Annotated in this window: 16 protein-coding genes and 1 pseudogene; 14 read left to right on the top strand and 3 right to left on the bottom strand. The window is 73.1% G+C overall.

Annotated elements, in window-relative coordinates; translation table 11 throughout:
* Positions 1-913: 913 nt before the first annotated feature.
* The 3 genes from IEZ03_RS01215 to IEZ03_RS01205 all read left to right on the top strand — a co-directional run bounded on the left by IEZ03_RS01215 (position 914) and on the right by IEZ03_RS01205 (position 6804).
* The gene (locus IEZ03_RS01215; protein ID WP_184882905.1) at positions 914-3631 is read left to right on the top strand and encodes a tetratricopeptide repeat protein; all 2718 of its coding nucleotides are present in this window, start codon (positions 914-916) and stop codon (positions 3629-3631) included.
* Between the two features lie 161 nt (positions 3632-3792).
* Entirely contained in the window at positions 3793-6189 is a 2397-nt protein-coding gene (gene lon / locus IEZ03_RS01210; RefSeq protein ID WP_184882907.1) for an endopeptidase La, read from the top strand.
* A 129-nt stretch (positions 6190-6318) separates the two neighbouring features.
* Positions 6319-6804: a VanZ family protein gene (locus IEZ03_RS01205; protein ID WP_229807909.1), complete on the top strand. Its 486-nt coding sequence runs from the start codon at positions 6319-6321 to the stop codon at positions 6802-6804.
* 10 nt (positions 6805-6814) lie between these two features.
* Here the strand turns inward: IEZ03_RS01205 and IEZ03_RS01195 are convergent, their stop codons facing one another.
* The gene (locus IEZ03_RS01195; RefSeq protein WP_229807908.1) at positions 6815-8350 is read right to left on the bottom strand and encodes a nitroreductase/quinone reductase family protein; all 1536 of its coding nucleotides are present in this window, start codon (positions 8348-8350) and stop codon (positions 6815-6817) included.
* Between the two features lie 178 nt (positions 8351-8528).
* Here IEZ03_RS01195 and IEZ03_RS01190 point away from each other — a divergent pair, with 178 nt between their 5' ends.
* Genes IEZ03_RS01190 through IEZ03_RS01155 form a run of 8 tightly spaced genes read left to right on the top strand, consistent with a single transcriptional unit; the run spans position 8529 to position 16997 of the window.
* Positions 8529-9575 (top strand): Gfo/Idh/MocA family protein, encoded by a 1047-nt coding sequence (locus tag IEZ03_RS01190; protein WP_184882911.1) that lies wholly within the window; start codon positions 8529-8531, stop codon positions 9573-9575.
* On the top strand, positions 9572-10423 hold the full coding sequence (locus IEZ03_RS01185; RefSeq protein ID WP_184882913.1) for a TIM barrel protein: 852 nt from the start codon (positions 9572-9574) through the stop codon (positions 10421-10423). The genes IEZ03_RS01190 and IEZ03_RS01185 overlap by 4 nt, the downstream gene beginning before the upstream one ends.
* 17 nt (positions 10424-10440) lie before the next feature.
* Positions 10441-11355, top strand: coding sequence for a 5-dehydro-2-deoxygluconokinase (gene iolC / locus IEZ03_RS01180; RefSeq protein WP_184890507.1), 915 nt, complete (start codon positions 10441-10443; stop codon positions 11353-11355).
* Positions 11352-12209, top strand: a complete 858-nt coding sequence (gene iolB, locus IEZ03_RS01175) for a 5-deoxy-glucuronate isomerase (RefSeq protein ID WP_184882915.1) — start codon at positions 11352-11354, stop codon at positions 12207-12209. The genes iolC and iolB overlap by 4 nt, the downstream gene beginning before the upstream one ends.
* Positions 12206-14071 (top strand): 3D-(3,5/4)-trihydroxycyclohexane-1,2-dione acylhydrolase (decyclizing), encoded by a 1866-nt coding sequence (iolD, locus tag IEZ03_RS01170; protein ID WP_184882917.1) that lies wholly within the window; start codon positions 12206-12208, stop codon positions 14069-14071. Before iolB ends, iolD begins: the two co-directional genes overlap by 4 nt.
* 48 nt (positions 14072-14119) lie before the next feature.
* A complete protein-coding gene (locus IEZ03_RS01165; RefSeq protein ID WP_184882919.1) occupies positions 14120-15106 on the top strand; it encodes a sugar ABC transporter substrate-binding protein in 987 nt (328 codons plus the stop codon).
* Positions 15103-16161, top strand: coding sequence for an ABC transporter permease (locus IEZ03_RS01160; RefSeq protein WP_184882920.1), 1059 nt, complete (start codon positions 15103-15105; stop codon positions 16159-16161). The genes IEZ03_RS01165 and IEZ03_RS01160 overlap by 4 nt, the downstream gene beginning before the upstream one ends.
* Entirely contained in the window at positions 16158-16997 is an 840-nt protein-coding gene (locus IEZ03_RS01155; RefSeq protein WP_184882921.1) for an ATP-binding cassette domain-containing protein, read from the top strand. Before IEZ03_RS01160 ends, IEZ03_RS01155 begins: the two co-directional genes overlap by 4 nt.
* 24 nt (positions 16998-17021) lie before the next feature.
* On the opposite strand, the gene IEZ03_RS38480 is transcribed toward IEZ03_RS01155, so the two are convergent.
* Positions 17022-18149, bottom strand: a complete 1128-nt coding sequence (locus tag IEZ03_RS38480; RefSeq protein ID WP_268248510.1) for a helix-turn-helix domain-containing protein — start codon at positions 18147-18149, stop codon at positions 17022-17024.
* Between IEZ03_RS38480 and IEZ03_RS38795 the strand changes: the two are divergent.
* From IEZ03_RS38795 to IEZ03_RS01140, 3 genes and pseudogenes are all read left to right on the top strand, one after another.
* Positions 18109-19518 (top strand): annotated as a pseudogene (locus IEZ03_RS38795) (flavin-containing monooxygenase); the annotation flags it as partial. The gene IEZ03_RS38480 and the pseudogene IEZ03_RS38795 overlap by 41 nt on opposite strands.
* 96 nt (positions 19519-19614) lie before the next feature.
* Positions 19615-20502: an SDR family NAD(P)-dependent oxidoreductase gene (locus IEZ03_RS38790; protein ID WP_221481265.1), complete on the top strand. Its 888-nt coding sequence runs from the start codon at positions 19615-19617 to the stop codon at positions 20500-20502.
* Complete coding sequence (locus IEZ03_RS01140; RefSeq protein WP_184882923.1) at positions 20499-21854, top strand: MFS transporter; 1356 nt, start codon at positions 20499-20501, stop codon at positions 21852-21854. The genes IEZ03_RS38790 and IEZ03_RS01140 overlap by 4 nt, the downstream gene beginning before the upstream one ends.
* A 28-nt stretch (positions 21855-21882) precedes the next feature.
* Here the strand turns inward: IEZ03_RS01140 and IEZ03_RS01135 are convergent, their stop codons facing one another.
* Positions 21883-25218, bottom strand: coding sequence for a hypothetical protein (locus IEZ03_RS01135; RefSeq protein WP_184882924.1), 3336 nt, complete (start codon positions 25216-25218; stop codon positions 21883-21885).
* Between the last annotated feature and the right edge of the window lie 18 nt (positions 25219-25236).

Below are 25236 nucleotides of genomic sequence, written 5' to 3'. Positions count from 1 at the left end.
GGCCCGGTTCCGCAGTCATCCCTGCTGCGACTGCGCCGGCGGCCGGGACGGGGGTCGGACGGAGTTCCGGCCGCCTGGGGTGTTCATCGGCCGAATGCCGGTTCGTCTCGGGGCTGCTTCCCACCTCCTCCCGTCTCACGCCGGACGGCGTGCCCGCCCGGCCTCTGGGGGAGGGCGCCTGCGCGGCGCCCCGGTGTCCGGGGCCGGACCGGCGGCACGGCTCGGGTGATGCCGCCGGCCCGGCCGGTGGGGGACGCCGGTGCCGCGGGGGCGGGCGGCACCGGGGTCCTGGAGTGGCCGGCGTGCCCGGCCGGTCCGCTGCGGCCGAGGACCCGAGGTGTACCGCCCGGCCCCCTCGCCGCGGCACCCGTTGGGGGACGGTGCCGGCCGCGGTCGACGGTGCCGCGATCGCCCTCGGCCGCACGGACCGGGCCTCGCGGGGCGGGGACCGGGAAGATCTCACGCTCTGTGCGGTGCATCCGGCCCCTCCCCTTTTCCGACCTGGGGCTTTGCCGCCCCGGGATTCAGTCGTTCACTCTGTGTCACGATCTCGTTGCGTTAGGTACCCCGGCGTCATGCGCGCGTAAACCGCCCCCCGCACAAAGAATCAAGATCGCGAACCGTCCTTTGCCTCCGCATTGCCCAGCGCGTCGGGTGGGAGGTCCCCCGCCGTGCCGGCGGGCCGCGCCGCGGTCACGGCCGGTGCTGCCGGGCCCGGGGGCGCGGCGAGTTCGGCAGCGACCAGAACCGGCCGTCTGCACGTCGCAGCCGGCGCGGACAGGGCCGAGACTTACGGTGTTTCATTGTCGCCCGGATTGCGACAGGGCCGGGGGCGGAGCGGTTCTCGGCGGGAGCGGCCGGGGGCCGGATGATGGCGGGGGGCTCGATGAAGCGGGGACGACCTGCCCGGTGGGTGTGGCTGCTGGACGCGCTGTCGGCGGTGCTGGTCGTGGCGATCGGGGTCGCCACTAATCAAATCCTGAACGACGGTACGTGGGCATGGTGGTGGCTCACCGGGGACCTGGTTCTCGCCGGAGCGGCAGCGGTGGTCACGCATAGGGCGTCCATGGCCCGGGGCGCAGGCGGGGACGCGACGGTTCAGGCGGTGCCCTGGCCGTCCTTCACCGGCCCGGATGGGCGGCCCAGGACATTGAGCGAGGTGACCCCGCGGGATCTGGGGGTGCATCCGAATCGTTTCGGGGACGAGGGGGAGGCGTTCTACATCTCCCGTGATGTCGACAACGCCCTGGATGAAGCGCTCACCGGCGGGGCCAAGCGGATCGTCCTCGTGGCCGGCCCCAGGCTTGCCGGCGCCACCCGCACCCTGGCCCGAGCCGCCCGGTCCCAGTTGCCCGGCCACCGGGTCATCGGTTTCGCCGACGACCCGAGAGTCCGGCTCGGCGACATGATCGACCAGGCCCGCCACTGGGCCGGCGAGGACCAGGGGGCGGTGCTGTGGCTGGACGGGCTGACCCCCGGGCGGCTGACCGAACTGGCGCTCACCGCGCCCGGCGGCCTCCCCGACCGGCTGTGGGTGCTGGCCACCGTCGACAGCGCCGAACTCCAGGGCCTACGGGTGCCCGAGCAACTGGTCAAGGCACTGGAGGAGCATGCTGTCCGGATCGATATCGGGGCGGTCAGGGCGGCCGAACGAGCCGCGCTCCTTGCGCAGGAGATGTACGCCCATCTGCGGCCGATCCTGGATGAGGGCACGGATGTGCTGATGGGACGGCTGATGATCGCGTGGGACCAGATCCGGGAGGCGCTGACCCGCGACGAGGAGGGGTCCACCGACCGGCTGGCTCTGCTGCACGCGATCACCGACTGGCACCGGGCCCGGCTGCCTCGTCTGCTCACCGAAGACGTCCTGGACCACCTGTACAGGACCTACTGGCGCGAACTGGCGGGCGTCGGCGTCGACGCGCCGGTCTCGGCCACCGACTACGCGCGAGCGCTCCGGTGGGCCACCACTTCCGGCCCGGACCGGCCACAGTTCGTCGATCTGCAGTCCGTGAGCGACGGCCATTGCTACGTGGTGCACCCCTTGCTGACGGCCATCGCCGATGACCACGCCGACCCGGCGCACTGGCACGTGCACGACGCGCTGTGGCGCTACGCGGACGCCTTCTTCGAGGATGAGCAACGCCGGAACATCGGCTACACCGCCCTGCGCCTGGGGGCTTACCGCGCCGCTCAACGCCTTCTGGACGGCCCTGACACCGCCCCTGAGGCCCTGCACGAGATCTCCTTGTGGCTTGCCGAGAACGGAGACTTCGAAGAAACCCGCCATTGGACTCGCCGTGTCATCGCAAGCGGCCATCACGAGTACGCACCATTGGCGATGCTCCATTTGGGCTACTTGGAGGAAGAGCAGGGCCGGGTGGAGCAGGCGCGGCACTGGTTGGAGCAAGTGCTCGCCACCGAGCACCGCGATTCATGGCCGTGGGCAATGATCAAACTTGGCGCCTTGGAGCACGGTCAGGGCCGGGTGGAACAGGCGCGGCACTGGTACGAGCGGCTGATCGCCACGAACGATCAGGAACATCTGCCCAATGCGATGCTCAATCTCGCGGGCCTGGAATGGGAGCAGGGGCGGGAGGAGCGGGCGCGCCATTGGTGGGAACAAGCGGCCGTCACCGGCCACGAAGACGTCGGGCCCTGGGCGATGCTCCAACTCGCTCAAGCAGACATGGATCGTGGTCGCCTGGAGCAGGCGCGGTACTGGCTCGAACGCGCGGCCGGCACTGGTCATAGGGACCGCGCGCCGGTGGCGATGATCAATCTCGGGTACTTGGAGGACGAGCAGGGGTGCCCGGAGCAGGCGCGGCACTGGTGGGAACAGGCGGCTGCCACTGGCCACGATGACCTCGCGCCCAGGGCGATGGGCGACCTCGGGGGGTTGGAGAGGGAGCAGGGCCGGGTGGAGCAGGCGCGGCACTGGTTCGAACGCGCGATCGCCACTGGCCACGAGGACTGGGCGCCCAAGGCGATGAATGACCTTGGCAACCTGGAGCGGAAGCACGGGCCGGTGGAGCAGGCGCGGCACTGGTTCGAACGCGCAGTCGGCACCGGTCATGAAGAGTACGCGCCGATGGCGATGATCAACCTGGGTGCCTTCGAGCGGACGCAGGGACGGGTGGAGCAGGCGCGGCACTGGTTCGAACGCGCGATCGCCCTCCGCGATCACGATTTCATGCCGGAGGCGATGTTCGGCCTCGCGGGAGTGGAGATCGATCGGGGGCGGACAGAGCAGACTCGTCGTTGGTACAAGCGGGTGATCGCCACTGGTCACGAGGACTGGGGACCCAAAGCGATGATCAACCTCGGCAACCTGGAGCGGGAGGAGGGGCGGGCGGAGCAGGCGCGGTACTGGTTCGGACGCGCGGCCGGCACCGGCCACCCGGACGTGGTGGAGGCCGCAGGCCAGTTGCTGGAGCAACTGGAGCAGTGGCATCAGGAGCAAGCGCGGGCTACCTGGTTCGCTCGCTACGGCTGGCAGGCATATGCCGACCCGGCGTTGATGCACGAGCGGGCATACGCCGAGACCGACCGGCAGGACACAGGCAATCCCCCGACCGACTCGGACGAGGACCCCCGGCCGGACGATGGCCAGCGGGAAGTACCGCAGTAGCTCCCGCATTCACTGGGACGAGCCTGAAGCGGCGGCGCGGCAGCCGACGCAAGGTGATCGCTGTGGGCGAACGTTGTGTGGGAAACAAAATGGTGCTCCGGAATCTTGAGTGTCTATGACTCAACTTGTGTTGGGTGCCGACATACGACTTGGAGCTGAGCATGAGCGAGACCCTGACGCTGCCGGTGCTGCCTCTGGACGACGGGGCCGTTCTGCCGGGCATGGTGGTGCCGCTGGACCTGTCCGACAGCGGTGAGGTGCGGGCGGCCATCGAGGCCGCACGGGCCGCCGGCCGGTCCCAGGGGCCGGGCATCCGGTCGGTGAGCAAGCCGCGGGTGCTGCTGGTCCCCAGGCTGAACGGGCAGTACGCCGGCATCGGGACGCTCGGCGTGATCGAGCAGGAGGGGCGGCTGCCCGGCGGTGTGCCGGGGGCGGTCGTCCGGGGCGTGCAGCGGGTGCGGATCGGGACCGGGACGACCGGGCCGGGCGCGGCGCTGTGGGTCGAGGGCACCGTGATCGAGACGCCGCCGCCGTCCGGGCGCGCGCAGGAACTGGCGAAGGAGTACAAGAGCCTGGTCGGCGCGATCCTGCAGAAGCGGGGCGCCTGGCAGGTCGTGGACGTGGTGCAGCAGATCGACGACCCGTCCACGCTGGCCGACAACGCCGGGTACGCGCCGTACCTGACCGTCGAGCAGAAGATCGAGGTCCTGGAGACGCCGGACGTGGTGGAGCGGCTCAACCTGGTGATCGGGTGGGCGCGCGACCATCTGGCCGAGCTGGACGTGGCGGAGACGATCCGCAAGGACGTCCAGGAGGGCATGGAGAAGACGCAGCGGGAGTTCCTGCTGCGGCAGCAGCAGGAGGCCATCCGCAAGGAGCTGGCCGAGCTGAACGGCGACCCCGCCGACGAGGAGGACGACTACCGGGCCCGGATCGAGGCGGCGGACCTGCCCGAGAAGGTGCGCGAGGCCGCGCTGAAGGAGGTCGACAAGCTGGAGCGGTCGTCCGACGCCTCGCCGGAGGGCGGCTGGATCCGCACCTGGCTCGACACGGTGCTGGACATCCCGTGGAACGACCGGACCGAGGACGCCTACGACATCGCGGGCGCCCGGGAGATCCTGGACGCCGACCACGCGGGTCTCGACGACGTCAAGGAGCGCATCATCGAGTACCTGGCCGTGCGCAAGCGGCGTGAGGACCGGGGCCTCGGCGTCGTGGGCGGACGCAGGAGCGGTGCTGTCCTGGCGCTCACCGGCCCTCCTGGCGTCGGTAAGACGTCCCTTGGCGAGTCGGTCGCACGGTCCATGGGACGCAAGTTCGTCAGGGTCGCTCTGGGTGGAGTCAGGGACGAGGCCGAGATCCGCGGTCACCGACGTACCTACGTGGGGGCTCTTCCGGGACGGATCGTCCGCGCCATAAGGGAGGCCGGTTCGATGAACCCGGTCGTCCTCCTGGACGAGATCGACAAGGTCGGCGCCGACTACCGGGGCGACCCGACGGCGGCGCTGCTGGAGGTCCTGGACCCCGAGCAGAACCACACCTTCCGGGACCACTACCTGGAGGTGGAGCTCGACCTGAGCGACGTGCTGTTCCTCGCGACGGCGAACGTGGTGGAGGCGATCCCCGCGCCGCTGCTCGACCGGATGGAGCTGGTGGAGCTGGACGGCTACACCGAGCACGAGAAGGTCACCATCGCGCGGGACCACCTGCTGCCGCGCCAGCTCGGCAAGGCCGGGCTGGAGGCGTCCGAGGTGGCGTTCGGCGACGACGCGCTGCGGCTGCTGGCGTCCGAGTACACCCGTGAGGCGGGCGTCCGGTCGCTGGACCGGTCGATCGCGCGGGTGCTGCGGAAGGTCGCCGCGAACGTGGCGCTGGAGAAGGCGCGGCTGCCGGTCTCGATCGGCGCGGACGACCTGAAGGAGTACCTGGGGCGGCCAAGGTACACGCCGGAGGTCGAGCTGAGCCGCAACGAGCGGCGGACGGGCGTGCCCGGCGTCGCGACGGGCCTGGCGGTCACCGGCGCGGGCGGCGACGTCCTCTACATCGAGGCGTCGCTGGCCGACAAGGAGACCGGCGACACCGGCGTGACGCTCACCGGGCAGCTCGGCGACGTCATGAAGGAGTCGGCGCGGATCGCGCTGAGCTACCTGCGCTCGCGCGGGGCGGAGCTGGAGCTCCCGGTCGGCGACCTGAAGGACCGCGGCGTGCACGTCCACGTGCCCGCCGGCGCGATCCCGAAGGACGGCCCGAGCGCCGGCATCACGATGACGACGGCGCTGGCGTCGCTGCTGTCGGGGCGGCCGGTCCGCCCGGACGTGGCGATGACCGGCGAGGTGTCGCTCACCGGCCGGGTGCTGCCGATCGGCGGCCTGAAGCAGAAGCTGCTGGCCGCGTCCCGGCTCGGCATCACCACCGCGATCGTGCCGAAGCGCAACGAGCCGGACCTCGAGGAGGTCCCGGCCGAGGTGCTGGACAAGCTGACGGTCTTCGCCGTGAGCGACGTCCGCGAGGTGCTCGACCTGGCTCTGGAGCCCGCCACCACCCCGGTGACGGTCTGAGTCCGGTGAGTCTGCGGTAAGCCCGCGCCGGTTTTCGCCCGGCGCGGGCTTTTCGGCGCCAATCCGCTTTTCGGTCCGCCGTATCACCGGGCCGTGCATGGCTGATGGCGGAACGGGGAGATGCGGCGCGTGTTGGTGGAGATGTGGCAGCCCGCGGCGCCGGGCAAGAAGGTCCCCTGGTACATCATCGCCCTGCGCGCGGTCGCCGTGGCGATCGCGTTGGGCGCGCTTGGCGTCTTCTTCTACTTCGCGTTCAAGCTGACGCTGACACCCGTCCAGGACAACGGCCAGGCGGGCGGCAACACCGACCCTGGCCGCTCGCTCCGCTTCTACATGGATCGGCCCATCAAGGAGGCCGTCCTCCAAGTGGGCGGCAACCTCGCGCTCCTCGCGCCCCTGGGCGTGCTGCTCCCCATCGTCTGGACGACCCTCCGCGGACCCATCCGCCTGGCCATCGTGGCGACCGTGCTCTCCCTGGTCATCGAGACGGTCCAGGGCATGCTGGTGGTGGGCCGCGCCTTCGACATCGACGACGTCATCCTCAACGTCACCGGCGTCGTCATCGCCTACCTTCTCCTGGGCCGCCGCCTGTCCAGGACCGTCCGCGGCTCTTGACGGAGGGCCGTCAGCCGCCGGGCTTGGGCGTGAGGCGGAAGATCCTCAGCTGGCGGTCCGTGCGTTCCACGTAGCGGTCGTAGACGGGCCATACGGCGGTGAGGCGGGGCCAGATCTCCTTGCGTTCGGCGTCGTCCAGGAGGTGGGCGGTGACGGGGACGGTGCGGCCCTGGAAACTGACCTCCGCCTCCGGGTTCTTGAGGAGGTTGCCGGTCCAGGCGGGGTGCTTCTCGCGACCGAAATTGGAGCCGACGACGACGAAGCCGCCGTCGTCGTCCGGGAGGCACGCGAGCGGTGTCCGGCGGGGGAGGCCGCTGACCGCGCCGGTCGTCGTCAGCACCAGGCTGGGGACGAGGAGCTGGCCGAGCAGCAGGCGCCCGCCGGTGGCCTTGTGCAGCGCCCGGTCGACGGGCGGGACCACCTTCGGCCCCACCTTGGAGAACCACGGGGCGCCGGAGATCCGCTGGAAGACGGGGCCGAGCGTGCGCTGGACGAGTGTCGGCATCGGTTGCTCCTTGGGGGCGAGCCGCCCGGCCCGCCGGGGACTGAGGTGGCCGTCCTCGGCCAGCCAGCGCAGCGCGTCGGCGACCGTCTCCTCGATGGGACGCAGGGTGAGGTCCAGCGCGTCCAGGGCGGGACGGTCGTCGGTGGGCACGAGCGTGACCATGAACTCGGCCGCGTCCCGGGTGAGCGGGTACTCGAAGTGGCGCACGCGCTTGGCCGCGTCCAGCGCCGAGCCGAGCCCGAGCATGAGGCGGCTCGGGACGCGGACGCGCCGGCACCGCACGCCGGTGAGCCGGTCGCAGAGGTCCGCGTACTGCGGCCACGTGAGGTAGTGGCCGCCCAGGACCCAGCGGCTCGGTCCCTGGCGGGCCTCGACGGAACGTGCCAACGCCTCGCCCAGGTCGCGGACGTCGATGACCGAAACGCCGCCGCCCGGAAGCGGCCACACCTTGCCGAGCGCGGCGGCGAGGCCCTCCAGCAGCGCGTCCAGCACCGGCTGGTCGGGGCCGCACACGCCGCCCGGGTAGACGATCGTGACCGGCGCGCCGTCCGACTGGAGGCCGCGCACGTACTCCTCGGCGGCCAGTTTGGACTTCCCGTAGTCGGTGCGGGGGCTCGCGAGGGCGCCGTTCGCGGTGATGACCGGGGCGGACGGCGGGACGAAGACACCGATGGTCGACACGTGGATCACCGGGTCCAGGCCGCGGGCGACGGCCCCGCCGACCACGTTGCGCGTGCCCTGGACGTTGACGTCGACGATGCCGCCCGCCTTGCCGCCTGCGGGGCCGCCGGTCACGCCGATGGCGGCGGCGGCGTGGATCGCGGCGTCGCAGCCGTCGAGCGCCTCGGCCACGGCGTCGGCGTCGAGCATGTCGCCGGGGACGAGTTCCACGTCCTCGGCCGCGACTCCGATGGTCTGCAGGACCTTCGTCGCCTTGCCGGGGTCGCGGACCAGCGCGCGTGGCCGGTGCCCGGCGGCGAGGAGTGCGCGCACGGTGTATGAGCCGACGAACCCGGAGGCGCCGGTGACGAGGACCCGCATGCGCCACAACCTAGCGCTTGGTCCGCCCCGGACGACAGTCCCGGCGCGCCGCCGGCCAAGAGTAACCGCCCCGGTTTCGGACATCTCCAATACCGGGAACGCGCGCAACCGGCCGTTGACGCTCCTGGAACGCTCCATCACACTCGTGACTCACCTGACCGCCGACCGGGAGGGATCGATGAAGATCGGACTGGCCGGCGCGGGGCGCATCGGTGCGCGCCACGCCGCCGCCCTGTGTGCACTGCCCGAGGTGGACGATCTCCATGTCGCGGACGCGGATCCCGGCCGGGCCCGCGACCTCGCGGCCCGGCTGCCCCGGACGTCGCGCGTCGTGGCGCGGGACGCGGTCGCGGACCTGTTCTCCGCCGGACTGGACGGCCTGGTCGTCGCGGCGGCCACCGACGCGCACGCCGGCCTGGTGGAGCGGGCCGTCGCCGCGCGGATACCGGTGTTCTGCGAGAAGCCGCTCGCCGCGGATCTTGATGGAACGTTCCAAACAGTCGCCGCGGCGGCCACCGCCGAGGTCCCGGTGCAGGTCGGGTTCCAGCGCCGGTTCGACAGCGGGAACGCCGCGGCGCGCGAGGCCCTGGCGTCGGGGCGGCTCGGCTGGCTGCACACCGTCCGCTCGTGCAGCTTCGACCCCGCGCCGCCGCCCGCCGGGTACGTGCCGACCTCCGGCGGGCTGTTCCGCGACTGCGTCATCCACGACCTGGACCTCATCCGGTTCGTGACGGGGCGCGAGGTCGTCCGGGTCATGGCCGCGGGCGCCAACCGGGGCGACGACTTCTTCCGCGAGTGCGGCGACGTCGACACCGGTTCCGCGCTGCTCGTCCTGGACGACGGGACGCTCGGGCAGGTGTCGGCCACCCGCTACAACGCCGCCGGGTACGACTCCAGGCTGGAACTGTTCGGGTCCAAGGACAGCATCGTCACGGGCATGGACGACCGGACGCCCGTGACCGCGCTGCCCGAGCGGGACGGGGAGCCGGACGCCGCGCGGGACGGGGAGCCGGGCGGGGCGCCGAGACGGGCCTACGGCGGCTTCATGGAGCGCTTCGCCGACGCCTACGACGCCGAGCTGCGCGCCTTCGTGGACGTGGTCGCCGGCCGCCGCGCCAACCCGTGCCCGCCCGAGGAGGCCCTGGAGGCCTTCTACCTCGCCGAGGCGTGCGAGCTGTCCCTGCGGGAGGGGCGGATCGTCGGGACCGAGGAGGTGCGGCGATGAGGGTCGCGGCGGCGCCGATCTCCTGGGGCGTGTGCGAGGTCCCCGGCTGGGGCCACCAGATGGAGCCCGGCCGGGTCCTCGCCGAGATGCGCGACCTCGGCCTCGCGGCGACGGAACTCGGGCCGGGCGGTTTCCTGCCCGGTGACAAGGCGGCGAGGGACGAGCTGCTGGCGTCCTATGGGCTGGGTCTCGTCGGAGCCTTCGTCCCGGTGGTCCTGCACGATCCGGCGTACGACCCCATGCCCGAAATCGACCGCACCCTGGATCGGGTCGACGGCATCCTCATCTTGGCCGCCGCTACCGGGCTGGACGGCTACGACGAGCGGCCTGCCCTGGACACCAAGGCGTGGTCGACGCTGCTGAGCAACCTAGACGCCATCACCCTGCGCGCCGCCGCACGCGACCGTGCCGTCACCCTGCACCCGCACGTCGGGACGATGGTGGAGTCGCGGGCGGACGTGGAACGGGTGCTGGGCGAGAGCAGCGTCCCCCTGTGCCTGGACACGGGCCACCTGCTCGTCGGGGGCACCGACCCGGAGTGGCTGGCGCGCTTCGCTATGCGGCGCATAACGCACGTCCACCTGAAGGATGTGGACGCAGGGCTCGCCGACCGCGTGCTCAAGGGCGACGTCGGTTACACGGACGCCGTCCGCGACGGTCTCTACCGGCCACTCGGGGACGGCGACATTGACATCCCCGAGATCGTCCACACTCTGGAGGGGGCCGGTTACGAAGGCTGGTATGTCATGGAACAGGACACCGTCCTGACCGAGGAGCCCGCACAGGGTGGCGGACCGTACGACGACGTCCGCAGGAGCCTCGACTTCCTTGCCGGGGTGGTCCGGTGACCTTCGACCTCATCACGATGGGCCGGGTGAGCGTGGACGTCTACCCGGCCCAGGTGGGCGTGCCCCTAGAGGACGTCGAGTCGTTCGGCCGGTATCTCGGTGGGAGCCCGACCAATGTCGCCGTGGCCGCTGCCAAGTACGGACGAAGCGCCGCCGTCATCACCCGCACCGGGGACGACCCCTTCGGACGGTTCGTCCACAAGGCGCTCAAGGAGTACGGGGTCGACGATCGGTTCGTCACGGCCGTCCCCGGGCTGCCGACCCCGCTGGCGTTCTGCGAGATCTTCCCGCCGGACGACTTCCCCCTGTACTTCTACCGCTACCCCAAAGCCCCGGATCTGGAGATCCGTGCAGACGAGCTCGACCTAGACGCGATCCGAGAAGCGCGCATCGTATGGGCCACCGTCACGGGGCTGTCGCAGGAGCCGAGCCGTGAGGCGACCCTGACCGCGCTTGGCGAACACCCCGGGCAGACCGTCATCGACCTGGACTACCGGCCGATGCTGTGGGCCGACCCCACCGAAGCCCCGCATTGGGCAGGGCTCGCCCTGGAACGCGCATCCGTGGCGATCGGAAACCTGGAGGAGTGCGAGGTCGCAGTGGGGGAGCGGGAGCCGCGCGCCGCGGCCCAGGCGATCCTGGACCGCGGGCCCGGCCTCGCCATCGTGAAGATGGGGCCGGGCGGCGTCCTCGCGGCGACCGCCGGCGAGGTGGTGGAGGTGCCGCCGGTCAAGGTCGGCGTCGTGAACGGGCTCGGCGCGGGCGACGCGTTCGGCGGCGCCGTCTGCCACGGCCTCCTCGCCGGATGGGACCTGCGGCGGACGATCGAGTTCGCGGGCGCCGCGGGCGCGATCGTCGCGTCCCGCATCGCCTGCTCCGCCGCGATGCCCGCCGCGGCCGAGGTCGCGGAACTGCTGGAGGAGCGGCGATGAAGTACCACCTTCCCGCGGGCACGGCCGCCGAGGGGCCGTACGGGCTCGTCGTGACCCCCGAGTCGGCCGGGTGGGCGCACTCGGCGCTGCGCGTCCTCGACCTGCCGGACGGCGGCTCCCACGAGTTCCCGACCGGCGAGTTCGAGACGATCGTGCTGCCGCTCGCCGGGTCCTGCGCGGTCGAGTGCGACGGCGAGCGGTTCGAGCTGATCGGCCGCGACGACGTGTTCAGCCGCGTCAGCGACTTCGCCTACGTCCCGCGCGACGCGCGGGTCACGGTGCGCGGGCGCGGCAGGTTCGCGCTGGCCGGGGCGCGCTGCGAGGCCCGGCTCGCGCCGCGCTACGGGCCCGCCCGGGACGTCCCGGTCGAGCTGCGCGGGGCTGGGGCCGCGAGCCGCCAGGTCAACAACTTCGGTACCCCGGAGGGCTTCCCGTTCGCCGAGAAGCTGATCGCGTGCGAGGTGCTGACGCCGGGCGGCTGCTGGTCGTCCTACCCGCCGCACAAGCACGACGAGGAGACCCCGGACGAGGCCGTCCTGGAGGAGATCTACTACTTCGAGGTCGCCCGCGAGGGCATGGCCTACCAGCGCGTCTACGGGGCGCCCGGACGCCCGATCGACGTGCTGGCGGAGGTTCGCAGCGGTGACGCGGTCCTGATCCCGCACGGCTGGCACGGGCCGTCCATGGCGCCGCCGGGGCACGACCTGTACTACCTGAACGTGATGGCCGGGCCGTCGCCGGAGCGTGCCTGGCGCATCTGCGACGACCCCGCGCACGCGTGGATCCGCGACACCTGGCCGGGGCAGCCGCTCGACCCGCGGCTTCCGCTGACCTCGGCGGAGGGACGGCCATGAGGCTCACGGTGGGGCAGGCCCTCGTCCGGTTCCTGGCGGCGCAGTACAGCGAGCGGGACGGGGAAGAGCGGCGCTTCTTCGCGGGCTGCTTCGGCATCTTCGGCCACGGCAACGTCGCGGGTGTCGGCCAGGCACTCCTGGAGCAGGCGCTGCTGGAGCACGCCGACGACTTCCCCTACTACATGGCCCGCAACGAACAGGCCATGGTCCACACCGCCTCCGGCTACGCCCGGATGAGCGACCGGCTCTCCACCTTCGCCTGCACGTCGTCCATCGGTCCTGGGGCGACCAACATGGTGACCGGCGCGGCCCTCGCCACCATCAACCGGCTGCCCGTGCTGCTCCTGCCGGGTGACATATTCGCCACGCGTCCGGCCAACCCGGTGTTGCAGGAGCTTGAGGACGCCCGGTCGTACGACGTCTCGGTCAACGACTGCTTCAAGCCCGTCTCGAAGTACTGGGACCGCATCAACCGTCCGGAGCAGCTCCCCAGTGCGCTGATGGCGGCGATGCGCGTGCTCACCGATCCGGCCGAGACGGGTGCGGTCACGCTGGCTCTGCCACAGGACGTCCAAGCCGAAGCCCATGACTGGCCTGAGGAGCTGTTCACCCGCCGTGTGTGGCGGATCCCTCGGCCCCTGCCCGAACCCGCCGCGCTGGACGAGGCGTCCGCGATCCTGCGGTCGGCCGAGCGTCCCCTCATTGTGGCCGGTGGCGGCGTCATCTACTCGCGCGCCACAGACGAACTTCGGGTGTTCGCCGAGCACACCGGTATCCCCGTGGCTGAGACCCAGGCGGGCAAGGGCGCCCTGCCCTGGGACCACCCCTGCTCTGTGGGGGCCATAGGCGCGACGGGCACGACCGCGGCCAACGCGCTCGCCCGCGACGCCGATGTCGTTCTCGGCATCGGCACCCGCTACAGCGACTTCACGACCGCGTCCCACAGCCTGTTCGCCGACCCGGACGTGCGGTTCGTCAACGTCAACGTCGCCAGGTTCGATGCGGCCAAGCTCGCGGGCACCACCGTCGTCGCGGACGCCAAGGAAGGCATCAGGGCTCTGCACGCCGCGATCAACGGTTACGGCGTCCCGGATGCCCACCGGGACCGGGCCAGGAGCCTGACGGCCGGCTGGAACGCCCAGGTCGACCGGGCCTGCGCGTCCCGGAATGGGGAACCGCCCGCCCAGGCGGAGGTGATCGGCGCCGTCAACGAGGTCAGCGGCCCCCGGGACGTCGTCGTCTGCGCGGCCGGGTCCATGCCGGGCGACCTGCACAAGCTCTGGCGGGCCGCGGACCCCAAGGGCTACCACGTCGAGTACGGCTACTCCTGCATGGGCTACGAGATCGCCGGCGGCCTCGGCGTGAAGATGGCCGCCCCGGACCGCGAGGTGTTCGTCCTCGTCGGCGACGGCTCGTACCTGATGATGGCGCAGGAGCTGGCCACGGCCGTCGCCGAGGGCGTCAAGCTGATCGTCGTCCTCGTCCAGAACCACGGGTTCGCCTCGATCGGGAACCTGTCGGAGTCGGTCGGCGCGGAGCGGTTCGGCACCCGCCACCGCGTCCGCACCGCCACCGGCCTCGACGGCGACCCGCTCCCCGTCGACCTGGCCGCCAACGCCGCCAGCCTCGGCGCAGGCGTGCTCCGCGCGGCAACCGCCGGCGAGCTGCGCGACGCGCTCGGCGAGGCGGTGAAGGCCGACCGGACCACGGTTATCCACATTGAGACGGACCCCTTGGCAGGCACCCTCGACAGTGCGGCATGGTGGGACGTCCCGGTCGCGGAGGTGGCGGCGCTGGACTCCACCAGGGAGGCTCGTGCCCGTTATGAGGGGGATCGGCGCGCACGGCGCCACCATCTGTGATCAACTCCTCTCACTGACCACTCGGGGAGAAACGGAGAGCACATTCCGATGAGAGGCGTTTTCTCGCGCGGGTCGGCCAAGGGGCTCGCGGTTCTGGCCGCCGGCGTGCTGGTGCTGAGCGCCTGCAGCGGCTCGGGCGGCAAGGAGGCCGAGGAGGACACCGGGGGCGAGGGTCCCCGGCTGGAGATCGCGATGGTGACGCACTCCGCCCCCGGTGACACCTTCTGGGACATCGTCCAGAAGGGCGCGCAGGCCGCCGCCGACAAGGACAACGTCGAGTTCCTGTACTCCGCGGACCCCGACGGCGGCAAGCAGGCCCAGCTGGTCCAGGCCGCGATCGACAAGAAGGTCGACGGCATCATCGTCACCCTCGCCAAGCCCGACGCGATGAAGGACGTCCTCGCCCGCGCCGCGGCCGCGAACATCCCGGTCGTGTCGATCAACTCCGGCCAGGAGGAGTCGGCGGGGCTCGGCGCCCTGGCGCACTTCGGCCAGGACGAGTCGATCGCGGGTGAGGCCGCCGGCACCGAACTGGGCGAGATCGGCGCCAAGAAGGCGCTGTGCGTGATCCACGAGCAGGGCAACGTGGGCCTGGAGGCCCGCTGCGACGGGGCGCGCAAGACGTTCGACGGCGACCTGGAGAACCTGTTCGTCCAGGGCTCGAACATGCCGGACGTCAAGTCGTCCATCACCGCCAAGCTCCAGTCCGACAAGGGCATCGACGGGATCCTGACGCTGGGCGCGCCGTTCGCCGCCACCGCGGTCGACTCGGTGAAGGAGGTCGGCAGCGAGGCGCGGATCGGCACGTTCGACCTCAACAAGGACCTCATCGCCCTGCTCAAGGCCGGCGACATCGAGTTCGCCGTCGACCAGCAGCCGTACCTGCAGGGCTACGAGGCCGTCGAGGCGCTGTGGCTGCTGAAGCGCAACGGCAACGTCCTCGGCGGCGGCCGCCCCGTCCTGACCGGCCCGGCGATCGTCACCAAGGACAACGCCGCCGAGCTGGAGGAGTTCGCCAACCGGGGGACGCGGTGACCGACGCGGTCGCCGAACCGCCGGTGGCCGGCCGGGGCTCCGACGAACGGCTGGCCCGGCAGTCGCCGCTGCGGCGGCTGCTGGGCCGGCCGGAGCTCGGCGCGCTCCTCGGCGCGGTCGCGCTGTTCGTGTTCTTCTCCGTCGTCGCGGACGCCTTCCTGCGCGCCGGCTCGTTCTCGACCGTGCTGTACGCCAGCTCCACGTTCGGGATCATGGCGGTCGGGGTGTCGCTGCTGATGATCGGCGGCGAGTTCGACCTGTCCGCCGGGGTGATGGTGACGTCCTCGGCACTGATCGCCGCCCTGACCGCCTACCAGTTCACGCTGAACGTGTGGGCGGGCGTGGCGATCTCGCTCGTGCTGACGCTGGCCCTCGGAATGGTCAACGGCCTGCTCTACGTCTGGACGAGGCTGCCGAGCTTCATCATCACGCTCGCCATGTTCTTCATGCTGGCGGGCCTGAACCTCGGCGTGACCAAGGCCCTCACCGGCAACGTCGCCAGCGACTCCGTCCGCGACATGGACGGCTTCGACGCGGCCCGCGCGGTCTTCGCCTCCGACCTGGACGTGCTCGGCCTCCGCGTCAAGATCACAGTGCTGTGGTGGCTGCTGTTCGTGGTCGTCGCGACCTGGATCCTGCTGCGCACCCGCACCGGCAACTGGATCTTCGCCGTGGGCGGCTCGGCCGCCAGCGCCCGCGCGGTCGGCGTCCCGGTCGCCCGCGTGAAGATCGGCCTGTTCATGGGCGTGGCGTTCTGCGCCTGGTTCTCCGGCATGCACCTGGTGTTCGCGTTCGCGACCATCCAGTCCGGCGAGGGCGTCGGCAACGAGTTCCTGTACATCATCTGCGCGGTCATCGGCGGATGCCTGCTGACCGGCGGCTACGGGTCGGCGATCGGCGCGGCGATCGGCGCGTTCATCTTCGGCATGACGAACAAGGGCATCGTGTACGCCGAGTGGAACCCGGACTGGTTCCGGTTCTTCCTCGGCGCGATGCTGCTCATCGCCACCGTGGTGAACCTGATCGTCCGGCGCAGAGTGGAGCGGACGCCATGACCGGCGGGAAGGACGCGCCGCTGCTCAGGCTCAGCGGCGTCGGGAAGAGCTACGGCAACGTCATCGCGCTGCGGGACGTGAGCCTGGAGGCGTCCGAGGGGGAGGTGACGTGCGTCCTCGGCGACAACGGGGCGGGCAAGTCCACGCTCATCAAGGTCGTCGCCGGGCTGCACCGCCACGACACCGGCACCTACGAGGTGCAGGGTGAGCGGGTCGTGTTCGACTCGCCCCGCGACGCCCTCGACCGCGGCATCGCGACCGTCTACCAGGACCTCGCGGTCGTCCCGCTGATGCCGGTCTGGCGCAACTTCTTCCTCGGCTCGGAGAAGCGCAGGGGCTTCGGCCGCATGGACGTCGCGTTCATGCGGTCCACCACCCACGCCGAGATGGCCGCGATGGGCATCGACCTGCGCGACGTCGACCAGCCCATCGGCACCCTGTCCGGCGGCGAACGCCAGTGCGTGGCGATCGCCCGCGCCGTCTACTTCGGCGCGAAGGCCCTCGTCCTGGACGAGCCCACCGCGGCCCTCGGCGTCAAGCAGGCCGGCGTCGTGCTCCGCTACATCGTCCAGGCCCGGGAGCGGGGCCTCGCGGTCGTCTTCATCACCCACAACCCGCACCACGCCTACCCGGTGGGCGACCGCTTCCTGATCCTCAACCGGGGCCAGAGCATCGGCTACCACACCAAGGACGAGATCACCCGCGACGAGCTGACCGGCCTCATGGCCGGGGGCAGGGAGCTGGAGGAACTGGCCCACGAACTCGACGCGGCAGGCTCCCCGGCCGCCACCCGCATCAAGAAGGAGGCCGAGACGCTCAACCCCGCCGACGGCTGACCCGCCCCGGGGGGCCGTCGGGGGTCACCCGGAGGTGAGCCAGGCGCGGCAGAGCCACCAGGCGTTGACGGCGCCGAACGTGTCGGACGTGTCGATCCCGGTGACCTCGCTGAAGCGCCGGACCCGGTTCCGCACCGTGTTGGGGTGCACGAACAGGCGTCCGGCCGCTCCGGTCACGTCGCGCCGCGCCTCCAGCCAGGCGCACACCGCGCGGGCGACCGGCTCGGCGCTCGCGCCGAGCTCCGCCCACGCCGCCCGGTACCGTTCGAGCAGGACCGACGCCAGGTCGGACCGGTCGGCGACCGCGGCGAGGACGGCGACGTCCGCGGCGTGCACCGCCCCCGCCCGCCCGACCGCCTCGGCCGCCCCCAACGCGGACACCGCCAACCGCCGCGCAGCCGCCAAATTCTCCACCTCCACAGGCCCCGCCACCCCGACCACCACATCGGACTGGTCGTTGTTCGGTGCCGGTGGTCGAGGGGTCAGCGCCACCAGGAGGCCGTCGAGTAGGGCTGACAGGGGTGGGGGTGTCGGGTGTGTGCGGCGCCACCAAGGGGCGGGGCTGGTGGTGGGGCGGGTTACCAGGAGCCACAGGGGGGCGCCGGGTGGGAGGCCGGCTTCGGCGGAGGCGAGGGCGGCGGCGGAGCCGCCGTCCAGGAGGCGGCGGAGGACGGCCGCGTCGCGCTCGCCCGGTCCCGGCTCCCCGCCCGCCTGCGCCTCGCGGTGCGCCGTGATCAGCCTGGACCGGACGGCCTCCGCCCAGTCGTCGTACAGCTCCCGCGCGTCCAGGACCAGGCCCGCGCCGACGCCCTCGGCGGCCGCGACCTCCCGCGCCCTGGCCCAGATGGCGCGCTCGGCGACGTGGATGGCGCTCAGCACCGCCTCGATGGGCACGCCCTGCCGCGCCCGGGTGACGCCGAGCTCGGCCACGAACGACAGCTCCGCCTCGGTGGGGCCGCGCCGGGCCGCGATCGCGCGGGTCGCGGCGGCGAGCAGCGCCCGGGTGTGCCCGGCGATGTCGGCGGTCGAGAGCACCGAGACCTCCCGGACCATCGACGACACTCCGGCGACGACGGACGGCAGCAGGTCCTTCTCGGCGGTGACGCGCTCGATGAGGTCGATCACCGGAGTCCAGTCGGTGTCAGTTTTCACGGAACCGATTGTGGTGGGCTACAAGGCGGACCACCAAACGCGTGACTCCGTCCATGTTTGCGGGCGGGCGCTCATGCATAAGGTTGGACCTCACCACAAATGGACCTGTCCAAGGGAGTTGTGCATGACCTGCCGTGTCGCCGTCATCGGTGCCGGGGCCGCCGGAATTGCCACCGGCAAGGCGATGCTCGACGCGGGCCTGGAGGTCGTGCTCTACGAGAAGGGCGACCGTCCCGGCGGGTTGTGGGCGCGGGACAACGCCAGCGGCCTGTCGCCCGCGTACGCGTCCCTGCACACCAACACCAGCAAGGGGCGCACCGAGTTCGCCGACCTCCCGATGCCCCGGTCATGGCCGGACTACCCGTCCGCCGACCTGGTCGCGGAGTACCTCGCCGACTACGCGGAGCGGTTCGGCGTCGTCCCGCACATCAGGTTCCACAGCGAGGTCGTCTCCGTCGAACGGGACGGGCCCGAGTGGATCGTGACGACCGACGACGGGGAGGCCGGCCGCTTCGACGCCGTGGTCGTCGCGAACGGGCACAACTGGGACCCTCGCTGGCCCGACCCCGCCTACCCCGGCACGTTCACCGGGATGCAGATCCACGCCCACGACTACCGGACCCCCGGCATCTTCCGCGACCGGCGGGTGCTGGTCGTGGGCATGGGGAACTCGGCCATGGACATCGCCGTGGACGCCTCCCACGTCGCGCACGGCCCCGTCCTGCTGTCGGCGCGGCGCGGCGTCCACATCGTCCCGAAGTACCTGTTCGGACGGCCGGCGGACGCGACGGGCGGCGCCCTCGCCGTCCTGCCGTGGCGGCTGCGCCAGCGCGTCGCCGAGACGATGCTGCGGCTGGCGGTGGGCGACCCGCAGGACTACGGCCTGCCCGCCCCTGCCGGCGGCCTCTTCCAGAACCACCCCACGATCAGCGACACGATCCTGCACCGGCTGACCCACGGCGAGGTCGAGGCGCGGCCCGGCATCGAGCGCCTGGACGGGGAGAAGGTCGTGTTCGCCGACGGCACCGCCGACCCCGTGGACGTGATCGTGTGGGCCACGGGCTACCGGGTCGGCCTCCCGTTCCTGCCGTCCGCGCTGGTGGGGGACGACCCGGAGCGGCTGCCGCTGTACAAGCGCGTCTTCCACCTGGACGAGCCGAGCCTGGCGTTCGTCGGCCTGATGCAGTCCACCGGCGCGGCGCTGCCCATCGTGGAGGCCCAGGCGAAGCTGGCCGCGGCGTACTTCTCCGGCGGGTACGCGCTGCCGCCCGCGCCGGAGCGGCGCCGCGCCGTCGTCCGTGACCTGCGCGCCGCGACCGCCCGCTGGGGCGACCGGCGCCCCATGATGCGCGTCGACTTCGACCGGTACGTCGCCGAGCTGCCCCGGGAGGCGCGGGCCGGCCGGGACAGGCTCGCCCGCGGCGCCCGCCCCTTCACCCCGACGGACCGTGAGGAGAGCACCCGCATGAACGAAGCGGACCGGAGAGGCGCGGGCACGGCCCGGCACCGGCCGGGCGCGCGGCCGCCGGGGGACCGCGACCCGCGCGGCCTGCGGGTCCTCGTCACCGGCGCGTCGGGCACGTTCGGCAGGGCGATCAGCACCCGGCTGACCGGCCTCGGCGCCCGCGTCGTCGGCCTGGACGCCGCGCCGCGCCCCGGCGACCCCGTCGAGGTCATCGCCTGCGACCTCACCGACGACGCGGCCGTCCCGGCGGCGGTGGCGGCGGCGATCGAGAAGCTGGGCGGGCTCGACGTGCTCGTCAACAACGCCGGGATCGGCGGCCCCGCCCCGGCCGAGCTGCCGCCCGGCGACGAGGTGCGCCGCCAGCTCGAGGTCAACCTCCTCGGCACCTGGCGGGTGACCGCCGCGTGCGTGGACGCCCTCGTCGAGTCGCGCGGACGCGTCGTCATGCTGTCCTCGCGGATGGCCGTCATGCAGCTTCCCCTGGCCGCGGCCTACGGCGCGTCCAAACGAGCGCTCGTCGCATATGCGGACGCTCTTCGCATGGAACTCGGAACGCACGTCGGCGTGACATGCGTGTACCCTTCGGCCGTGCGGAGCCCGATCCATGACTCGACCGCGGCGGCGGGGCTCTCCCTTGAGGGCATGAGCCGCTACGAACCCCTCGACGGCGTGGTGGACGCGGTGCTGCGCGCCGCTCTCTCGCGCCGCCCCCGCCGGGACGTGACGACGACCCGCCGCGGCGCCGTCGAGTTCTTCCTCGCCCGGCACGTGCCCGGGCTGACCGACCGGATCGTCGCGCGGACGTTCGCCGACCGGGTCCGCTCGGGGGCGTTCAAGGGCGCCGAGCTGGCGGCCGGTGCCGTCCGCCGCCACACTGGCCGAGCATGAGCACCACGGAGAGGAAGTCGCTGCCGGGTCCGGCGACGCGGCCCCGCGCCCGCGACCTCGTCGGCTACTCCGCCGGCTCGCTCGGGATGGGCGTGTGGGTCACCGTCCCGGGGCTGCTGCTGCTCTACTTCATGACGCACACGCTCGGCGTGTCCCCGTTCCTGGCCGGCCTCACCCTGCTGCTGCCGAAGGTCCTGGACGCGATCGTGCATCCGTGGTTCGGCTCGGTGTCGGACCGGCAGGCGCGCCGCGACGGGCACCGGCGCCGCCTGCTGCGCTGGGGGCTGCTGCTGGCGATCGCCTGGATCGGGCTGTTCTCGGTGCCGGCGGGGTTCTCCGGCTGGTCGGCGGCGCTGTGGGTCGGCGGCTTCTACATCCTCGGCAACGTCCTTTACGCCTGCTTCCAGGTGCCGTACCTGACGACGCCGTCCGACCTGAAGATCGGGTACCACGAGCGCACCCGCGTGTTCATGTACCGGATGCTGCTGCTGACGGTCGGCCTGCTCGGCGCGGGCGTCGCGGCTCCGGCGCTGGTCGCGTCGGGCGGACGCGATGACTACGCTCGGATGTCGGTCCTGCTCGCCGGAGTCCTCGTGCTCACCGGCGTCGTCGCGATCGTGTTCATCCGGCGGCTCGCCGACCACTCCGGTTTCCGGATCCCGGACGGGGACCACGCGCACTCCGTCATCGACGACCTTCGCATCACGTGGCGGGACCGCGACTTCCGCGCCCTGACGCTGTCGTACCTGTTCACCGGCATCACCACGCACATCTTCCTCGCGGCGGTGCCGTTCTACACCGAGTACACGTTCGACGACGAGCGGCTGACCGCGGTGTTCATGGGGGCGTTCCTCGTCCCCGCGGCGGTCGCCGGGCCCATCTGGAAGAAGGTGTCGGAGCGCGCGGGCAAGCAGCGCTGCCTGCTGATCTGCCAGGTCGTCTTCGTCTTCGGGTCGCTCGCCCTGTGGCCGGGGGAGGCGATGGGCGTGCTGCCGACGCTCGCGGTGATCGTCGTGCTCGGCTCGGCGTTCGCGGGCCTCCAGCTCTTCGCGTTCTCCCTGATCCCCGACATCGTGGCCGCCGCCGAGGCCCGGGGCACGGCCCGCGCCGGCGCCTACACCGGCGTGTGGACGGCGACGGAGGCGACCGGCACCGCCATCGGCCCCTACGTGTACTCGGCGGTGCTCGCCGCGGGCGGCTTCGTCTCCACGACCGAGGGGCGGGCCGTCGCGCAGTCGGACTCCGCGATCCTGGCGCTGCTCATCGGCGTGACGGTGGTGCCCGCCGCGCTGATGGCGGTCGCGGTCGCGTTCCAGCGCCGCTTCGCCCTCGACCGCGCCCCCGCCCGCTGACCCCCGCCCGTCACCGCCGTGCGGGCGCTCACTCGTCCGCGGTGTGGATCCTCAGCGCCTGGTGCACGACGTCGGGGACGGCGTGCGCGCGCAGGCCGCGCAGGAGATCGCGCCAGTCCGCGGACCAGCCCGCGCGGGGGCCGTGCCGCTCGGTGAGGGCGCACGCGAACAGGCCGCCGGCGAGGTCGCCGCGCGCGGCGAGCCGGGCCGCGTGGGGGTGCGCCTCCTCGGGGGCGGGCCGGGCGTGTTCGGTGTACTCGGACGGCCCGGTGGCGAGGGCGTCCGCGACGTCCAGGACGGCCAGGACGCCGAGTCCCGCGCACCTCCCGGCCAGCGCGTCGATCTCGCCGGCGGCGCCGGGCCCGTCCCAGCGGAGGACGGCGGCGGCCAGTTCGGTCGCGACCGGCTCGGGAAGGCGGCCCTCCACCGCCTGCACTGCGCGCTCCCCGAGCGTCCGGTGCCGGGCGGAGGCGTCCCGCACCGCCTCGGCCAGCGCGACCAGTCGCTGGAACGCCGGCAGGTCGCGTTCGGGCTCGGCGTCGGGCACGGCCGGGGCGGCGGCGAGCCCGGCGGCGGCACCGCCGAGCTCGGCGGCTCCGATGCCGGTCGTGACGCAGCGGACGAGGGCGTGCACCGCGTCCCGCCAGGCGCGGGTCTCGTCCAGGTCGGTGACGAGGCCGGCGAGCAGGGCGGGCGCTTCCGGCGCCCACGGCGCCCAGGTGGCGACGGCGGGCAGCGCCGCGGCGCGGGCCTCCGGGTCGGCGGAGCGCGCGACCCGCAGCACCAGCGCGGCGTAGCGGCTCCGGAACCGCTCCTCGACGTACACGGGCGGCGTGCCGAGCACCTGCCGGGCGAGGTCGCGCGGACCCTCCGCGGCCTCGGCCAGGATCCGCCGCGCGACCGGCTCGTCCAGGCGGTCGCGGACGGCGGAGGCGATCGCGGCCCGGACGTCCCGGTGCTGGCCGGGGTCGTCCCAGGCGGCGGCGAGGGCGTCCATGGCGTCCGGCACCCGGTTGCGGAGCAGGATCCGCGCGGCCTCCTTCCGCGCGGTGATCTTGCCGTCCGCCAGCACCGGCCGGAGCATCGCCGACAGCGCCGACGGCGGGACGAACCGCGCCGCCCGGGCCGCGGCGTAGACGGCGACGTGCGCGTCGTCCGACTCGGCGCGGGCGAGCAGCTCGGGCAGGACCTCCTGCGGGGAGCGGGTCCACGGGAGGACGGTGAGCGCGATGCGGCGGATGTACGGGTCGCCGGACTCGAAGTAGGGGCGCAGCCGGGACGCCTCCGTCCCGGGGATCCGCGCCAGGGCCGAGACGGCGGCCGCCCGGTCGGTGGCGGGCGCCTCCCCGTCCGCCGCCACCCGTTCGAGCAGGGCGCGGTAGGCGTCGCGCTGCCGGGCCGTCCAGCGGTCCGCCCAGGCCGGGACGATGCGCGGCACGTAGGTGACGTCGGGTCGCCGGAAGCGCCCGGCGGGGGTGCTCCCGGCGAGGACCAGGTCGAGGAGGTCGGTGCGCTCGCGGGCGATGGCCGCCAGGACCGCCGGGACCGCGACCGACGACGGGTCGCGGGCCACGACCCGCCCGGCGCGTTCGGCGCGGGTTCCGGGCGCGGCGAGCCACAGCGTGATCGCCTGGGTGAGGACGCCGTCGTCGCGGGCGTCGAGGGCCGCCTCCAGGGCGTCCTGCAGTACCGGGACGCGGTGCGCGCGGCGGCGCAGCGCCCGTGCGGCCAGCAGCGCGAGCCGGTGGTCGTCGCGGCGCGCGCCCGCCTCCAGGCGCGGTGCGAGCATCGCCGCGAGCAGGTGCTCCTGCCCGCGCCGCAGCACCCGGTCGAGGCCGCCGAGGGCGAGCGAGCCCGTACTGCCGGCCACCCGGTCCACCATCTCCAGGCCGGAGACGAGGAGCTCCGCGTCGTCGTGCACGGCGCCCTGGCGGCACAGCGCCGCGGCGATCCGGCCGATCTGGTGCCGGGTCTGGTGGGAGGTGTCGCGGGCCTTCAGCGCGTCGTCCGCGAGCCGCCCGGCCGCCGCCGCGGGCCCGGCGCGCAGCAGCCCCTCCGGGACGGACGTCAGCGCGTACAGCGCGCTGAGCCGGACGGGATCCTGCTCGTTGCGCAGCCGCGCGAGCGACTCCAGCGCCGCGCCGAGCACCGCCGGGTCGCCGGAGCGGCCCGCGCACCGGATGAGCAGCGCGTAGCCGGTGGCGCGCTCGTCGGCGTCCGGCCTGCGGGTCAGCTCGCCGAGGATCGGCAGGGCCTCCTCGTACGGCAGGAACGCCGCCATCGCCCACGTCCGGGACGGCGTCTCGGCGACCTTGCGCAGGCCCATCATGCGGCGGGCCTCCCGGTACCGCAGCGCGCGCGGGAGGACCTCCAGCAGGTCCTCGTCCAGCTCGGCGGCGCCGCGGTCGACGCCGCGCATCGCCGCCTCGAAAACCGCCTCTCGGCAGCTCGGCGGGAACGCCGCCAGCAGCCGCCGCAGCGCGCCCGCGTCCTCCCGGACGGCGCGCGCGACGGCGGCCATGTCGCGGTCGCCGAGCCGCGCGAACCGGTCCCGGACGGACCTGCGGTGCAGCAGGACGCCCAGGTCCGCGCGGTGCGAGTCCGACAGCAGCAGGGCGAGCATCCGCTCCGGCTCGGCGTCCAGCAGCGCACCGGCCGCGGGGTGCAGCGGCCGCGGCAGCGGCCGGGTACGGCAGTGGCGCTCCAGCAGCCGGACGACCCGGCCGGGGTCGTGCCGCAGCGCCGCCGCGACACCGGGCGCGTGGTGGAACCACCAGGCGTTCCGCGCCGCCTCGGGCAGCTCGGCGAGGCTGCGCTCGGCGTGGCCGAGCACGGCGTCCGGGTGGGCGCGGCCCAGCGCCGCCCAGTTCCCGACGGCGTGCGCGAGCCCGTCGAGCCGCTCGGCCACGGCGGGCGCGGCGCAGGCGGGCAGCAGCGTCGCCGCCTCCTGGTCGCCCCAGCGGTCCGCGACCCGGCTGACGAGCGCGTCGGCCAGGTCGCCGCGCCGGTACTTGCGGACGGCCTCGTACAGCGCCGCGCGCACCGCCGCGGGGGCGTCCTCCAGCCCGTCGAGGAACGCCCCCGGCGCGGCGCCGTACCGGACCGCCAGCCGGATCGCCCGGCAGGCCAGGCCGGCGTCCGGGTCGCCCGTCGCCCGCACCAGGTGCGCCACGGACGCCTCGTCCCGGGCGGCCGCCGCGACGAACAGCGCCAGCGACCGCTCGTAGTGGCCCCGCCGGGACAGCTCGTCCAGCAGGGCCGCGAGGGCGGGGTCGCCGGACAGGCCGCGCAGGTCCGCCAGCCGGCGGCAGCGGGCCTTGAACGGCAGCGGTTCGATCTCGGTCAGGAGCTCCTCGGCGCGCATGGCACGCCATCCTGCCCG

This window comes from Actinomadura livida, assembly GCF_014648675.1.
GTDB lineage: Bacteria > Actinomycetota > Actinomycetes > Streptosporangiales > Streptosporangiaceae > Spirillospora > Spirillospora livida.
Note: the sequence above shows the minus strand (reverse complement) of the source record. Positions and strands in the feature narration are given on the sequence as shown.

What these genes read in the sequence shown, in the direction of transcription:
- iolB (WP_184882915.1), top strand. Translation starts at nt 11,352, where the DNA reads ATGAAGTACCACCTTCCCGCGGGCACGGCCGCCGAGGGGCCGTACGGG.
- IEZ03_RS01155 (WP_184882921.1), top strand. Translation starts at nt 16,158, where the DNA reads ATGACCGGCGGGAAGGACGCGCCGCTGCTCAGGCTCAGCGGCGTCGGG.
- iolC (WP_184890507.1), top strand. Translation starts at nt 10,441, where the DNA reads ATGGGCCGGGTGAGCGTGGACGTCTACCCGGCCCAGGTGGGCGTGCCC.
- lon (WP_184882907.1), top strand. Translation starts at nt 3,793, where the DNA reads ATGAGCGAGACCCTGACGCTGCCGGTGCTGCCTCTGGACGACGGGGCC.
- iolD (WP_184882917.1), top strand. Translation starts at nt 12,206, where the DNA reads ATGAGGCTCACGGTGGGGCAGGCCCTCGTCCGGTTCCTGGCGGCGCAG.
- IEZ03_RS01195 (WP_229807908.1), bottom strand. Translation starts at nt 8,350, where the DNA reads ATGCGGGTCCTCGTCACCGGCGCCTCCGGGTTCGTCGGCTCATACACC.
- IEZ03_RS01190 (WP_184882911.1), top strand. Translation starts at nt 8,529, where the DNA reads ATGAAGATCGGACTGGCCGGCGCGGGGCGCATCGGTGCGCGCCACGCC.
- IEZ03_RS01140 (WP_184882923.1), top strand. Translation starts at nt 20,499, where the DNA reads ATGAGCACCACGGAGAGGAAGTCGCTGCCGGGTCCGGCGACGCGGCCC.
- IEZ03_RS38790 (WP_221481265.1), top strand. Translation starts at nt 19,615, where the DNA reads ATGAACGAAGCGGACCGGAGAGGCGCGGGCACGGCCCGGCACCGGCCG.
- IEZ03_RS01165 (WP_184882919.1), top strand. Translation starts at nt 14,120, where the DNA reads ATGAGAGGCGTTTTCTCGCGCGGGTCGGCCAAGGGGCTCGCGGTTCTG.
- IEZ03_RS01185 (WP_184882913.1), top strand. Translation starts at nt 9,572, where the DNA reads ATGAGGGTCGCGGCGGCGCCGATCTCCTGGGGCGTGTGCGAGGTCCCC.
- IEZ03_RS01135 (WP_184882924.1), bottom strand. Translation starts at nt 25,218, where the DNA reads ATGCGCGCCGAGGAGCTCCTGACCGAGATCGAACCGCTGCCGTTCAAG.